The 13,110-nt window shown below is 68.2% G+C and carries 14 protein-coding genes; 6 read left to right on the top strand and 8 right to left on the bottom strand.

Translation table 11 applies throughout. From position 1 onward, the window contains the following. Positions 1–63: 63 nt before the first annotated feature. Both rfbA and rfbC read left to right on the top strand, forming a co-directional pair. Complete coding sequence (gene rfbA / locus ABZ420_RS17045; RefSeq protein WP_357123196.1) at positions 64–936, top strand: glucose-1-phosphate thymidylyltransferase RfbA; 873 nt, start codon at positions 64–66, stop codon at positions 934–936. A 2-nt stretch (positions 937–938) separates the two neighbouring features. Beyond that, positions 939–1,487: a dTDP-4-dehydrorhamnose 3,5-epimerase gene (gene rfbC, locus ABZ420_RS17040; RefSeq protein ID WP_040864275.1), complete on the top strand. Its 549-nt coding sequence runs from the start codon at positions 939–941 to the stop codon at positions 1,485–1,487. Between the two features lie 165 nt (positions 1,488–1,652). On the opposite strand, the gene ABZ420_RS17035 is transcribed toward rfbC, so the two are convergent. Beyond that, positions 1,653–3,119: an MFS transporter gene (locus ABZ420_RS17035; RefSeq protein ID WP_357123193.1), complete on the bottom strand. Its 1,467-nt coding sequence runs from the start codon at positions 3,117–3,119 to the stop codon at positions 1,653–1,655. 85 nt (positions 3,120–3,204) lie between these two features. Between ABZ420_RS17035 and ABZ420_RS17030 the strand changes: the two genes are divergently transcribed. Next, positions 3,205–3,633 carry a MarR family transcriptional regulator gene (locus tag ABZ420_RS17030; RefSeq protein WP_357123190.1) on the top strand — a complete coding sequence of 143 codons (429 nt, stop codon included), beginning with the start codon at positions 3,205–3,207 and terminating at the stop codon, positions 3,631–3,633. A gap of 20 nt (positions 3,634–3,653) precedes the next feature. Here the strand turns inward: ABZ420_RS17030 and ABZ420_RS17025 are convergent, their stop codons facing one another. Together ABZ420_RS17025 and ABZ420_RS17020 are read right to left on the bottom strand one after the other, a co-directional pair. Next, on the bottom strand, positions 3,654–4,496 hold the full coding sequence (locus ABZ420_RS17025) for a helix-turn-helix transcriptional regulator (RefSeq protein WP_357123187.1): 843 nt from the start codon (positions 4,494–4,496) through the stop codon (positions 3,654–3,656). Between the two features lie 230 nt (positions 4,497–4,726). Beyond that, positions 4,727–5,305 (bottom strand): DUF4282 domain-containing protein, encoded by a 579-nt coding sequence (locus ABZ420_RS17020; protein WP_357123184.1) that lies wholly within the window; start codon positions 5,303–5,305, stop codon positions 4,727–4,729. Positions 5,306–5,597: 292 nt separating this feature from the next. Here ABZ420_RS17020 and ABZ420_RS17015 point away from each other — a divergent pair, with 292 nt between their 5' ends. From ABZ420_RS17015 to ABZ420_RS17005, 3 genes are all read left to right on the top strand, one after another. Beyond that, a complete protein-coding gene (locus ABZ420_RS17015; RefSeq protein WP_245548778.1) occupies positions 5,598–6,116 on the top strand; it encodes a hypothetical protein in 519 nt (172 codons plus the stop codon). Between the two features lie 245 nt (positions 6,117–6,361). Continuing rightward, entirely contained in the window at positions 6,362–8,548 is a 2,187-nt protein-coding gene (locus ABZ420_RS17010) for a molybdopterin-dependent oxidoreductase (RefSeq protein ID WP_357123180.1), read from the top strand. Between the two features lie 232 nt (positions 8,549–8,780). After that, positions 8,781–9,413 carry a pyridoxamine 5'-phosphate oxidase family protein gene (locus ABZ420_RS17005; protein ID WP_357123352.1) on the top strand — a complete coding sequence of 211 codons (633 nt, stop codon included), beginning with the start codon at positions 8,781–8,783 and terminating at the stop codon, positions 9,411–9,413. Between the two features lie 112 nt (positions 9,414–9,525). Here ABZ420_RS17005 and ABZ420_RS17000 read toward each other — a convergent pair whose 3' ends face one another. The 5 genes from ABZ420_RS17000 to ABZ420_RS16980 all read right to left on the bottom strand — a co-directional run bounded on the left by ABZ420_RS17000 (position 9,526) and on the right by ABZ420_RS16980 (position 13,014). Continuing rightward, the gene (locus tag ABZ420_RS17000) at positions 9,526–10,149 is read right to left on the bottom strand and encodes an NAD(P)H-binding protein (RefSeq protein WP_357123177.1); all 624 of its coding nucleotides are present in this window, start codon (positions 10,147–10,149) and stop codon (positions 9,526–9,528) included. 384 nt (positions 10,150–10,533) lie between these two features. Continuing rightward, entirely contained in the window at positions 10,534–11,253 is a 720-nt protein-coding gene (locus tag ABZ420_RS16995) for an SDR family NAD(P)-dependent oxidoreductase (RefSeq protein ID WP_357123175.1), read from the bottom strand. Further along, positions 11,250–11,888: an SgcJ/EcaC family oxidoreductase gene (locus ABZ420_RS16990; RefSeq protein ID WP_357123172.1), complete on the bottom strand. Its 639-nt coding sequence runs from the start codon at positions 11,886–11,888 to the stop codon at positions 11,250–11,252. The genes ABZ420_RS16995 and ABZ420_RS16990 overlap by 4 nt, the downstream gene beginning before the upstream one ends. Positions 11,889–12,358: 470 nt before the next feature. Then, on the bottom strand, positions 12,359–12,493 hold the full coding sequence (locus ABZ420_RS16985) for a hypothetical protein (protein WP_357123169.1): 135 nt from the start codon (positions 12,491–12,493) through the stop codon (positions 12,359–12,361). A gap of 35 nt (positions 12,494–12,528) precedes the next feature. Next, positions 12,529–13,014, bottom strand: a complete 486-nt coding sequence (locus ABZ420_RS16980) for a DUF1109 domain-containing protein (protein ID WP_357123166.1) — start codon at positions 13,012–13,014, stop codon at positions 12,529–12,531. Positions 13,015–13,110: the final 96 nt, after the last annotated feature.

Raw genomic sequence — 13,110 nt, 5'->3', positions numbered from 1 at the left:
CGAATCGAGGGCTACTCGGAACCTCACCGAATCCCGGCGCCGTGAAACTGGCAGACTCCATGCATGCGCGGAATCATCTTGGCGGGCGGCACCGGCTCCCGGTTGCACCCGATCACGCGCGGGGTGAGCAAGCAGCTGGTCCCGGTCTACGACAAACCCATGGTCTACTACCCCCTTTCCACGCTCATGCTCGCGGGGATCAGGGACATCCTGGTGATCACGACCCCCGATGACGCCGCGGCGTTCCGGCGGCTGCTCGGCGACGGCACGCAGTTCGGCCTGTCGCTCGGCTACGTGGTCCAGCCCGAGCCGGACGGCCTGGCCAGGGCCTTCGTCCTCGGCGCCGACCATATCGGCGCGGATTGCGCCGCACTGGTACTCGGCGACAACATCTTTCACGGCCCCGGCCTCGGCACCAGCCTGAATCGCTTCCACGGGATCGACGGCGGCGCGGTGTTCGCCTACTGGGTCTCCGATCCCACCGCCTACGGCGTGGTGGAGTTCACCGAGGGGCGGGCGGTGTCCATCGAGGAGAAGCCGAAGACGCCGCGGTCGAACTACGCCATTCCGGGCCTGTACTTCTACGACAACGACGTGGTGGAGATCGCCCGGTCGCTGCGCCCCTCCGCGCGCGGCGAATACGAGATCACCGACATCAATCGCGCCTACCTGGAACAGGATCGCCTGAGCGTGGACGTACTCGCCCGCGGCACCGCGTGGCTGGACACCGGCACCTTCGATTCCCTGCTGGACGCGGCCAATTACGTGCGCACCATCGAAGAGCGGCAGGGCCTCAAGATCGGCGTCCCCGAAGAGGTGGCCTGGCGGATGGGCTTCATCGACGACGAGCAGCTGTGCAGACTGGCCGAACCGATGATCCGCTCCGGTTACGGCCGCTACCTGCTCGATCTGCTCGAACGCGGACGGGACTGGTGAGCATGGAGTTCCGGGAGCTCGCGGTGCCGGGCGCGTGGGTGGTCACACCTCGCCAGCACGGTGACGATCGCGGCATGTTCCTCGAGGGCTTCAAGGCCTCGGAGTTCGAGAAGGCGACCGGGCGACCGTTCGACCTGCGGCAGGTGAACTGCTCGGTGTCGGCGGCCGGGGTGCTGCGCGGCATCCACTACACCGAGGACCCGCCGGGCCAGGCCAAGTACGTGACCTGCGTGCGCGGCGCGTTCCTCGACGTGGTGGTCGACCTGCGCCCCGGCTCGCCGACCTACGGTCGCTGGGACAGCGTCCTGCTCGACGACGTCGACCGGCGCTCGGTGTTCCTGTCCGAAGGACTCGGCCACGCGATCCTGTCGCTGGAGGACGGATCGACCGTCACCTACCTGTGCTCACTGGAGTACCAGCCGGAGTTCGACCACGACATGGATGCGTTCGATCCGACGCTGGGCATCGAATGGCCGCGCGTGGGGCGGGACGGCAGCGAACTCACCTTCGTCCGTTCGGCGAAAGATACTGCGGCCCCACCGTTCTCCTGATCCGCAACCTCTGGTCGGCTCTGGATCGAGCGAGGGGAAGAAGCCGCACCAAGGCGCGGCTGGGTGAGATTGCGCCCGCGGCCCGTGCCGGACGGAGTTCGGCGCGGCATACGCCGAGCGCCGCCACCCGGTGCGGGTGACGGCGCGATGCGGCCGGTACAGCGGTCAGGCCACGAGTTCCAGTTCCTTCGACTCCTCCACCGCCCGCTCCCGGCCCCGGAACCGCGGCGCGAAGGCGAGCAGGGCGACGAGTGCGCCGACGATGGACACGCCCGCGGCGAACTCCAGACCGGGACGGTAGGTGTCGAGCATCCCGGCGGCCGAGATGTCGGCGTGTGCGCCGGAGGAGATGATCGCGGTGGTCACCGCGAGCACGATGGCCGCGCCGACCTGCATGGAGGTTTGCAGCACGCCTGCCGCGAGACCCTGCTCCTCGTCCTCGATGCCGTTGGTGGCCTGGATGTTGATGGCGGGGAAGCCCACCCAGCCGATGCCGATGAGCAGCACCGCGGGCAGCAGCATCGTCAGGTAGGAGGGGGCGGTGTCCAGCCGCAGGAACAGCAGGTAACCGACGGCCATCACGACCATGGTCACCGCGATCACCGGCCCGGTGCCGAAACGATCCACGAGCTTGTCGGAGAAGAACGCCGACAGCACCACAAGCAGACCGACCGGCAGCAGCGCCATCGCCAGCTTCAGCGGGGACCAGTCGAGGGTGTCCTGCATGTACAGGGTCACGATGAACTGCCAGCTGAAGTAGGAGCCCGCCACCGCGACGATCGCGAGACTGGCGCGGACCAGCGAGGACTTGCGCAGGATGCCGAGGCGCACCAGCGGGTAGCGCACTCGCTTCTCCACCGCGACGAACCCGGCGAACAGCGCGACGACCGCGAGGAACGAGCCGATGGTGCGCGCCGACGCCCAGCCGGCTTCCGGCGCGGCCACCACGGTGTAGACCAGCAGCAGCATGGCGGTGGTGGACAGCAGCGCACCCAGCAGGTCGTGTCCGCCTTCCTCGGCGGGCTTGTCCTTGGGCACCAGCACGTAAGCCGAGACCAGCGCGGCGAGCGCGATCGGCACCGGCAGCAGGAAGGTCCAGCGCCAGCCGACGCCGGTCATCAGGCCGCCGAACAGCAGGCCCATGGAGTAGCCGCCCGCGCCGAACACCGTGTAGATGGACAGCGCCTTGTTCCGGGCGGGGCCCTCGGCGAAGTTCGTGGTGATGATGGACAAGCCGGTCGGCGCGGTGAACGCGGCGGCGAGGCCCTTGACGAAGCGGGTGAGGATCAGCAGCGGACCGGATGTGACCAGACCGCCGGCCAGCGACGCGACCGCGAAGACCGCGAGGGCGATCAGGAAGACCTTGCGGCGCCCGAGCAGGTCGGCGGTGCGGCCGCCGAGCAGCAGCAGCCCGCCGTAGCCGAGCACGTAACCGCTGACCAGCCATTGCAGGGTCGAGGTGGACAGATCGAGTTCCGCGCCGATGGACGGGAGGGCGACACCGATCATCGAAACGTCGAGGCCGTCGAGGAACAACACGATGCACAGCGTGATCAGCATGCCCCAGAGCCGGGCTGACCATCTGGCCGGATCGGTCGCCTGAGCGGCCGAGAGCGTCGCTGGTGAAGTCATGCGGGAAACATTACATGCGCGTGCATTAAATGCCAACACATTTAATGCAGTTGCATACACTCGCCGTGCCCACTAAGATGGGGCCATGTCGAAGCCGACCACCGTGAGCACAGTCCGGCGCGCTCCCGCGCCGGCCGGGCTGGTTGCAGAGTGGCGCGAGCTGCTCGACCGGCACGCGGCGGTGAGTTGCGCACTCGAGAAGGCGCTGCAGAACGGGCATCACATCGGGCTCAGCGAATTCGAGACGCTGGACCGACTGGTGGACGCGAACTGCGGCGACTACCGCATGAGCGACCTGGCCAACGACATCTACCTCAGTCAGAGCGCGCTCTCGCGGGCCGTGGCCCGGCTGGAGCGCGACGGTCTCGTCCAGCGCACCATGTGCGCGCAAGACCGCCGCGCCGTGTTCGTGTGCCTCACCGAGAAGGGCCGCGAGGTCTACGAGCAGGCCCTGCCCACCCACCGGGAGGTCTTGAGCGACACCTGGGACCCGCCAGGGCCGCCGAAGTGCTGATCAGCGCCGGATAGGCCTGGTCAGAGCGATTTCCGGGCGTCTTCGATGCATGCTCGCGCGTCGACCGCCGCCGCCTCGATGCTCGCGAACGCAGCCCGGAAACGCGCGATCTCGTGTTCCTTGTCCACGTAGACCGGCCCGGTGAACGCCTCCAGGTAAACCACCGGCGGTTCGGACGGCTCGCCGGAGCGCACCTCGGGGAACTCCAGCAGCACGAACCGGCCCGACGTCATGCCGTCGTGGTAACCGCACTCGGTGGGCACCACTCGGAGCCGGACGTTCGGCAGTTCGGTCATGCGCAGCAGGTGGTCGAGCTGCTCCGCGGTTATCTCCGGGTCGCCGATGCGCCGTCGCAAGACGGCCTCGTCGACCAGCGCGTCCAACCGCAGCGGCGCGTCGGCGCGGGTGACCAGCGCCTGCCTGGCCTGGCGCAACCGCACTCTGCGGTCGATCTCGCCGGCGGACAACTCCGGGTGCGCCGCCGTGAACACCGCGCGGGTGTAGCCCTCGGCCTGTAGCAGTCCGGGGACGAGCTCGTTCTCGTAGGTGAACAGCCGGGTGGCCGCCTCTTCCAGCCCGATGTAGACGTCGAAGCCCTCCGGGATCACGTCGCCATAGGCGGTCCACCAGCCTTTGGCCTTCGTGTCGCGCGCCAGCGCGCGCAGCGGTTCGAGCAGGTCGGGCGGCGCGCCGTAGACCTTGCACATCGCCTCGACATCGAGGCCACGCAGCGAGGTCTGGCCGGTCTCGATCCGCCAGATCTTCGCCTCCGACCACTCCAGCTGCTGCGCGGCCACCCGCGTGGTCATCCCGGCACGGGTGCGCAGATCGCGCAAGTGCCTGCCGAGCTGCCGTCGCGGCATCGTCGATCCGGTCGTTCCCTGTGGTAAAGCCATGCTTCCCCCCTGTCCAGCCGCACCGTGCGTTTGCGCGGTCTGCGGCGCGGCGCGCCCTCTCCGGAGACCCGTGGTGGATGTGCCGGGTATCCGAACAGCATTGTTGACAGTGAAACTCACAGCGGTCACGGCACGCGTCTCAGCCAGGCCGATGGCTTCTGCGAGTCAAACCACTTCCGCACGCCGCGTTTTCGTCCCTACCTGCGCGGGTTGCGCTTGCGGAAGCGCCAGAACTGTACTGCTCGAACGTCTTCGGACAACTGGTTGACCGGCTCGGCCACGTCCGACAACGCCTGGAACAGGTCGTCGGCCAGCTCGCTGATGTGCTCCACCCTCGTCGCCAGGCGCGCGGCGTTCACCAGGAACTCGAGCATCAGACGGACGGCGGCCGCGATGGTCAGGCCGAGCGGGATGCCCAGCAGCGCGGCGAGCACGCCTAGCGCCGCGGACACCCGCCACGCCGCCACCGTCAGCGTGATCGGCACAGCGAAGGCGAACACCAGCCCCAGGATGTAGGCCAGCGGCAAGAGCGTGCGGGTGGCCGGGCGGTGGAACTGTACGTCGAGCAGGGCGCGCGCGGCGGCGGCGCTCCACTGCGCGAAGGCGCGGGGGCTGCGGAACGGCTCGGCGGGTTCCTCTTCGTCGGAGGCGGCCCCGGCGAGCCGCTTGGCCGCCGACTCCTTCCACGTGAGCCAGCGCGACTCGGCCTCGTACTCCTCGACGTCCGCGGATTCGCGGTCCGCGGGCGCTCCGGCGCCGTGGGGTTCGTCACTCATGCCGAGAATCCTCCTTGCCCGGGGCGCTCCGATCCAGCCGGAAACGCACGCCACCGGTATGTTTTCGCACCCGCGACCCCCAGCGGGCCATCCACAGCGACCTCACAGCTCCGGCGCAGCGAGTGGCCAGGTCCGGGGTCGAAAGTAGCTGCGTGGCAACCATGGCGAGCCACCTCGGGATGCCCGGCGGAACACGTACGAACCTCTCGGAAATGAGACGTAGGCGACACTCCGGAAATTTTCTCGGAGAACGCGTAACGCCCGTGGCGGCCCCCGCCGATACGACCCATGAATGCAGGACCCAAAGATCTACCGGGGAATGGAGAAGACAGTGCGCACCACGTTTCCGACTTCCGTCACGGCGGCCGAACTGACCGCCGCTGCGCAGGACTACAACCAGCGCGGGTGGACGGTCGCCGAAACGGCCAACGGTCTGAGCCTGATCACCGACGACGACCTGTCCGGCATCGAGGTCACCGGCGAACTGGCCGGCGAGGTCCGCCGCTTCCTGCGCGCGAACAACCTGTCCGGCGCGGTGATCGAGATCCCCGGCCCGGAGCGTCGCGAGATCCACCTGGTCACCGGCGTCCGCAAGGCCGCGATGGCGCTGCAGGCGCTGCGCGAGGCCGGGGCCACCGTGTACACCGACGGGGCCGGCATCCCGCTGCCGCCCACCCAGCTCTCGGCCGGCTCGGCCTGCTGGGGCGTCGCGCCCGCCGAGGCCCGTTGGGTGCCGCCGGTCGTCGCCCTCGCCGCGGCCGTGCGCGCCGCCACCTCCGCGCGCCGCACCAAGCTGACCATCGCCTGCTGACCATCGCCTGCTGACCATCGCCTGCTGACCATCGCCTGCTGACCATCGCCTGCTGAGCAACGCCTCCCTGATCGGATGAACCTGCTGATCGCGGGCCGGGGCCGCGCTACCCGGCCTGTTTGCGACCGGTATCCGTCTCGACGCTCCGGATCCCCACCCCGGAGCGCCGCCGGGTACCGGTCGTTTGGCGTTGCCGATATCGAGCGTTCTCTTTTCAGTTCCACCGCTGGACGACAAGATGGGGTATGGCCCCGATCACGCAAGCGCGCAATCTGCTGCGGACCTGCCCACTCTGTGAGGCGGTCTGCGGCTTGGACATCACCCTGGACGCCGACGACCACGTGACCTCGGTCCGCGGCGACCGCAACGATCCCTTCAGCAAGGGCTTCATCTGCCCCAAGGGAGCCAGCTTCGGCCATCTCGACGAGGACCCGGACCGGGTGACCGAACCGCTGATCCGTGATCGCGCGACCGGCGCCTGGCGCACCGCGACCTGGGACGAAGCTTTCGATTACATCGCCGAGCGGTTCCCCGCCGTCGTGGCCGAGCACGGGAACCAGTCGGCCGCGGCCTACTTGGGCAATCCGAACGCGCACACCGTGGCAGGCACGCTGTACGTGCCGATGCTGCTGCGCGCGCTGGGCACCAAGAACATCTACTCGGCCAGCACCGCCGACCAGATGCCCAAGCAGGTGGCCAGTGGGCTGATGTTCGGCGACCCGCTGACCGTGCCGGTGCCGGACCTGGACCGCACCGATTATCTGCTGATGCTGGGCGCCAATCCGCTGGAATCGAACGGTTCGCTGTGCACCGCACCGGATTTCCCGGGCAGGCTGAAGGCCCTGCGCGGCAGGGGCGGACGCTTCGTGGTGGTCGACCCTCGGGTGACCCGCACCGCGAAACTCGCCGACGAGCACCTGTTCATCCGGCCGGGCAGCGATGCCTACCTGCTGTTCGGCATCGTGCACACGCTCTTCGCCGAGCAATTGACCGATCTGCGCGTCGAAGTCACCGGGGTGGACGAATTGCGCGCGACCGCCGCGGCGTTCGACCCGGACACGGTCGCGGCCCGCACCGGCGTGCCCGCGTCCACGATCGTGCGGCTCGCCCGCGAACTCGCGGCGGCGCCGACCGCCGCGGTGTACGCCCGCATCGGCACCTGCACCGCCGAATTCGGCACGATCACGCAATGGCTGGTCGACGCGATCAACGCGCTGACCGGCAACCTCGACTCCCCCGGCGGCGCGATGTTCGCCACCGCTGCCGCCGGCGGCGTCCCCCGGACCAAGCCGTTCCGTGCCGGGCGCTGGACCAGCCGGGTCCGCGAGCTACCCGAGGCGATGGGCGAGCTGCCCGTCGCGACGCTCGCCGACGAGATCACCACGCCCGGCGAGGGGCAGATCCGCGCCCTGGTGACGGTCGCGGGCAATCCCGTGCTGTCCGCGCCGAGCGGCGCCCGCCTGGACGAGGCATTCGCCCGGCTCGACTTCATGGTGAGCGTGGACCGCTACGTGAACGAGACCACCAGGCACGCCGATGTGATCCTGCCTCCCCCGCGTCCCACCCAATCCCCGCACTACGATTTCGCGCTGCTGCAATTCGCCGTGCGCAATTACACCCGCTACTCGCGCCCGCTGGTGCCGCTGGGTGACCGGCCCTCCGAGCCCGCCGTCCTGGCACGTCTGGCCGCCGCGCTCACCGGCAGGCCGCACAACGGCTCCGACGGGATGGATCCGCTCACCGCCATGGACGAACTCGTCATCGCGGGCCTGCTGCACAAGGCCGGGCTCGCGGAGCGGCGCGGCGACCTGATCGGCGAGAACAGCACCGAGCAGCGTATCGACCTGATGCTGCGCTTCGGGCCGTACGGCGAATGGAACGGCGGCACGCTCAATCTGCAAGCGCTGCTGGACAACCCGCACGGCATCGACCTCGGCCCGTTGCGGCCGCGCCTGCCGGGCGTCCTGCGCACGGCGAGCGGCCGCGTGGACCTGGCCCCGCAGCCCCTGCTCGACGACGTGGCGCGGATGCGGGCTCGCCTGGCCGACGAGGCGCCGGAGATCGTGCTGATCGGGCGGCGGCAGCTGCGGTCCAACAACAGCTGGATGCACAACATCGCGCCGCTGGTGAGCGGGTCGAATCGTTGCACACTGCACATCAATCCAGCCGACGTGGCACGGCTGGGGCTCGGCGATCAAGCGGTGGTCAAGTCGGCCGCCGGGACCCTGACGGTTCCACTGGAGCCGACCGAGTCGATCATGCCCGGCGTGGTGAGCCTGCCGCACGGATGGGGCCACGCCGACAGCGGCCAGACCGTGGCCCGCGCGCACGCGGGTGTCAACGCCAATGTGCTCACCGATGATTCGGTGGTCGACGCGCCCTCCGGCAACGCCGTGTTCAACGGGGTCCCGGTCACGCTGACCCCGGCCTGACACACCGCGAACCACTCCCGCAAATGCCGACCGGCCGGAAACAGTTCCGGCCGGTCGGCTTTTAGCTAATCGTCCGAAATGCTTGGTACGTACGAAAATCGGCAGAATTTTCGATGCCGATTTCCACGTTTTACCTAGCGATCCTCATCTAAAATCGACACGATCTCGGTACGACCGCGGTTCAATGTCGAGCCTGGTGGACCCAGGATTCCGGCGACCAGAGGGGGCGGCGATGCCCGGCATGCACGGTGGCAGCAGCGGCGAGCGTGAGCTGCAGGAACAGTACGGAACACAAGATCGAGCACAGCGGTTCTACGACGATCAGATGCTCGATCGACTCAACCCGACGATGATCGATTTCATCGGCCGGATGGATATGGCGTTCATCGCCACGTCGGACAAAAACGGCGAATGCGACTCGAGTTTCCGTGCCGGACCGCCCGGTTTTCTGCACGTCATCGATGAACATACGATCACCTATCCGGAATACCGTGGCAACGGCGTCATGGCCAGCCTCGGCAATATCCTGGAGAACGCGCACGTCGGGATACTGCTCCTCGATTTCGTTCGCGACCTGATCGGACTGCACATCAACGGTTCGGCACACATCGTCGCCGACCACGCCCTGCGCAACGTCGTTTCCGACCTGCCGGTCAACCACAAGGGCCGCGTGGCCGAACACTGGGTCGTGGTCCGCGTGGAAGAGGCCTATATCCACTGCCGCAAGCACATCCCGCACCTGGTTCCCGCCCCACGCGAACAGCGTGAGTGGGGCACCGACAACATGCGGGCCAAGGGCGGCGACTACTTCGGAGCGAAAGCGGAGAAGAACGAACTGGCCGAGTCGCTCGTCAGCGGGCCCTGACCGGCGGAGCCGCTCCCAGCCCCGAATCCCCATCGTGCCCGCGGGGGCACACCATGGAGACCTCTTCTCGAGAAATGCCGCTGCTGTGCGCCACTCGTGGCCGGTGACGGGGTCAGGAGGAGATGGCTACGGTGGTGGCGTAGGTGTGATCGTCGTCGATGGCGGCGAGGAGGTAGTCGGCCAGGTCGGTTCGGGCGGTGCGTGGGCCTACCTTCTTCTCGGCGTGGAGTGAGATGCGGGGGCGGCCGCCGGCGGGGGCGTCGGTCAATCGGGTGGGGCGGACGGCTGTCCAGCGCAAGTCGCTCTGTGCGAGCAGTTGTTCCATGCGCGCCATATCCGCGTAGGTGTGCCGCATGACGTGGTGCAGGGCTCGGGCGAACAACCGGGTGCCCGGTCCGGCATCGGCGGGGACGCCGAGGCCCGCGGAGGAGATCACCAGGAGTCGTCCGGACGGGCGCATGGCAGCGATGATCTCGGTGGTGCTGGTGGAATAGACGGTGGTGGGGCCGCGCCCGGTGGCACCGAGTGCGGAGATCACCGCGTCGTGGCCGTCGAGTAGCCCCGTCAATTCGTTGGGTGTGCACGGATCGGCCGTCACCACGGTCACGCCCGGGGCGGGAACCGTATCCGCGGCCCGGCGAGCGATCGCGGTGACCCGATGCCCACGAGCCAGCGCGCGATCCACGACGATCCGCCCGGTACGGCCGGTGGCTCCGAGGACAGCGATGGCGGCCATCAGTGCGCACCCGGCCGGGAGGCGGACCGGGACAGTACGGGAACAGCTCGCGGGAGCGGCTTGCGCTGTGCCTTTTGCACGGCTGCGGTGCGCCGGCGTTTGCCGGGGTCTCGGACAACCGTATGTGTGGCGCGTTCGCTCGATTGCCCCTTGGCGGATCCGCCGCGTGCCACGACGGCGGCATCCGCATCGTAACGGTGGGTTTCGATGACGTCGTCGGCCGGACGGTTTCCTTCGGGGAAGCTTTTCAACCGGACGCGATGAGCACGGCGGAGCTCGTCGCCATCGTGGTAGACGGTCTCGGCGGATCGGACGCGATTCCGCGCACTCTCGCTGGGCTCGATCAGACCGCGGATGGTGGTGTGGGTAGTCATGGTTCTCTTCTCAGTCGGCCAGCAGTGCCATGGCGGCCCGGCGGGGTAGCAGCCGCAGCGCGGTGGCGAATGCGCGGTTGACCCGGCTGGTGTGCATGATGGGACCGGCATTGCCCGCCAGCGCTTTGCGGGTGCGGTCCGCGACCTGCTCAGGCATCCGGATCAACCAGGACGGCACATCGTCCGCGAACTGGGAGGCCGTAGCGGTGACCCCGGGGCACAGGGCCAGCACTCGCACGCCGCGTGCTTTCTGTTCGTGCCAGAGCGTTTCGGAGAACGCGGTGACGAAAGCTTTGGACGCGCTGTAGACAGCCATGCCGGGTTTGGGGGTGGATCCGAGCGTCGAAGACACGTTGACCAAGACACTTCCCGGTGTAGCGGCGGCGAGGAAAGCGTGGGACAGGACGACGACCGCTCGGCAGTTCAGATCCAGCGTGGCGAGCGCTGATTCGAGCGCGGCTGCGGAGAAATCGCCATGCCCGGCGGTGCCGGCATTGTTGATCAATAGGGTGTAGCCGCCGTGCTGGAGTCGTTGCGCGACGGAGCGCAGTCCGTCCTCGGTGCCGAGATCGGCGGCGAGATAGTCGTGGCCGCCGCCCAGTTCGGCCATCAGAGTTTCGAGGCCTTCCACACCGCGGGCCACAGCGGTCACCGCGTATCCGTCCTTCGCGAGAGAGACCGCGACCGCCCGTCCGATGCCCTCGCTGGCGCCGGTGACAAGCGCTCTCACCGCTCGGCCTCCGGCCGGGTTTCCGGGTCGAACAGGAACGAGACGCGTTCCATGATCGCCTGGCGTTTGGTGTTGTGGAAGCTCGCGATCCGCCACTTGCCGTCGCCTTCCCGCACCAACGTGTAGGTCTGGGTCTTGGACAGCTCCGCTGGGCGGTCACCTTCGTAGCGGTCGCCGCGGCTGGTGACTATCGCGACGTCGTCTCCGTAGAAACGCACACCGAGAAACGAGTCGGCGAGCCGAGTGCCCTTCAAGAATCCCGAGAACAGGGCCCGATGCGCCTCGGTGAGGTCGCGGCGTCCCGCGTAGTGGGTGCCGAGAAAGGTTGTGTAGGTGGCGTTCTCGGTGAAGGTCGCGCCGTAGGCGGCGGCGTCGCCGCGGCCCCACGCCGCCGTCATGTCGGTGAGGGTGCCGCACACCGCACGCAGTTCGTCGGCGTTGCCGCCATCCGGGGTGAGGCTCGTGCACTCGGCCACACCGGCATTCCGGACGTCGGAGGTCCGGTCCAGCCAGACGTAGCCACCGGCGGCGGCGATACCGAGGGCGAGCGTGGTGGCCCCCAGAACGCGTACGACGATGCGGCGACACGGCTTGCTGTGAGTGGTCGATTCGGTATCTGTGCTGGTCGAGGTCACGGAGGGAATCCCTTCAGTATTCATATCTGCGCAGAAGAACTATCTTCCTCAACGCGTTCTCTTCGTTTAAGAAGAGATTAGGGCGGGCGCTCGGGCTTGTCAACAGATCCGCGCGACACCGATCCCGGCCTGGGCTTTCGGCAAAGTCCGAGTTCGGTTGTGTCACAAACACGGTCGGCTCAGGGGTGGGCGGATGCCGGGCGACTGACCTCTTACGCATAGAACTGAGCCGACTATCGGAGCGCGCCGAATCCGGCGGGTATGGATGACGCCCCGGCGCGGCTGCGGCTCGGTCTCCAACGCGTTGATGAGGCGCTCGGCCGAGTAGGCATCGCCGAGCCGAACTCGGTCTCGGACGTCGGCGGTCTTTCGGGATGGGGAGTACCCAGCACCCGCCGTGAAACGACGGACAGACACCATCAGCGACCAGCGGCCGTCCCGGAGGTCACCAGCGGCGGTCGAACCAAGTGTCACGGACCGACAGCGGCCGGTATCCGGGAGGCGAGTGCGGCCGCGCACGCGACACCCGCGTCACACCGCCCGAGTCCGTCGGCCTCGAGTTCCTCGGCCGGTGGGGTTGTGCTCGCGGCATCGATTCCCGACATCCGCCGTGCTCTATTTTGTCTCGCCGCCCGCGACCTCAGTCGATGGCGAAGACGAACGAATACCAGTGTCCGGACAGCTTTTCGAACCGACGGGCGCCGCTCCCCACCGGCTCGGCGCTCGGCGAGTAGACCCAGCCGTGGACAGTCGAGCCCACGAACCCATCGGCGTCGTAGAAGTAGACGGAACCATCGGACCGGCGCTGCGCCGAACTGATCTCGAGCCCACCGAAGTTCAGATCACGGCGGCTACTCGGCCCGGTCTCGCGCAGCATCTCGACCGCGACTTCTTCCATCTCCGGACGTGCGGCGTCGAAGCCATCGGGCCGAAAGACCAACCCGGCGACCAGCCCTGCGAGCACAACCACCGGCACCGCGGCGACCTTCCAGGACCACCGACGCTCTCTGCCGACCAGATACAGCGTCTTGATCGCCCACACCAGCAGGGAAAGACCCAGCAGAATCCCGCCGACCACCGAACCGACGAGCCGATCCGGTCCGGTCGGGTCACCGGCAAACGGCACCCAATCCAGATGAGCGCACAAGAGAACCGCAACACCGAAGACTGTCCCCGCCAAGACCGCGCCCCCCGGCGCGGTGGCGGCGCCCGGTCCACCCTC

It is taken from the genome of Nocardia sp. NPDC005745, assembly GCF_040630775.1.
GTDB lineage: Bacteria > Actinomycetota > Actinomycetes > Mycobacteriales > Mycobacteriaceae > Nocardia.
This window is presented reverse-complemented; position numbering and strand designations above follow the sequence as displayed.

Coding starts and splice junctions, on each gene's coding strand:
- rfbC (WP_040864275.1), top strand. CDS start 939: ATGGAGTTCCGGGAGCTCGCGGTGCCGGGCGCGTGGGTGGTCACACCT.
- ABZ420_RS17030 (WP_357123190.1), top strand. CDS start 3,205: ATGTCGAAGCCGACCACCGTGAGCACAGTCCGGCGCGCTCCCGCGCCG.
- ABZ420_RS17015 (WP_245548778.1), top strand. CDS start 5,598: ATGCAGGACCCAAAGATCTACCGGGGAATGGAGAAGACAGTGCGCACC.
- ABZ420_RS17005 (WP_357123352.1), top strand. CDS start 8,781: ATGCCCGGCATGCACGGTGGCAGCAGCGGCGAGCGTGAGCTGCAGGAA.
- ABZ420_RS16985 (WP_357123169.1), bottom strand. CDS start 12,493: ATGTCGGGAATCGATGCCGCGAGCACAACCCCACCGGCCGAGGAACTC.
- ABZ420_RS17020 (WP_357123184.1), bottom strand. CDS start 5,305: ATGAGTGACGAACCCCACGGCGCCGGAGCGCCCGCGGACCGCGAATCC.
- ABZ420_RS17000 (WP_357123177.1), bottom strand. CDS start 10,149: ATGGCCGCCATCGCTGTCCTCGGAGCCACCGGCCGTACCGGGCGGATC.
- rfbA (WP_357123196.1), top strand. CDS start 64: ATGCGCGGAATCATCTTGGCGGGCGGCACCGGCTCCCGGTTGCACCCG.
- ABZ420_RS17025 (WP_357123187.1), bottom strand. CDS start 4,496: ATGCCGCGACGGCAGCTCGGCAGGCACTTGCGCGATCTGCGCACCCGT.
- ABZ420_RS17035 (WP_357123193.1), bottom strand. CDS start 3,119: ATGACTTCACCAGCGACGCTCTCGGCCGCTCAGGCGACCGATCCGGCC.
- ABZ420_RS17010 (WP_357123180.1), top strand. CDS start 6,362: ATGGCCCCGATCACGCAAGCGCGCAATCTGCTGCGGACCTGCCCACTC.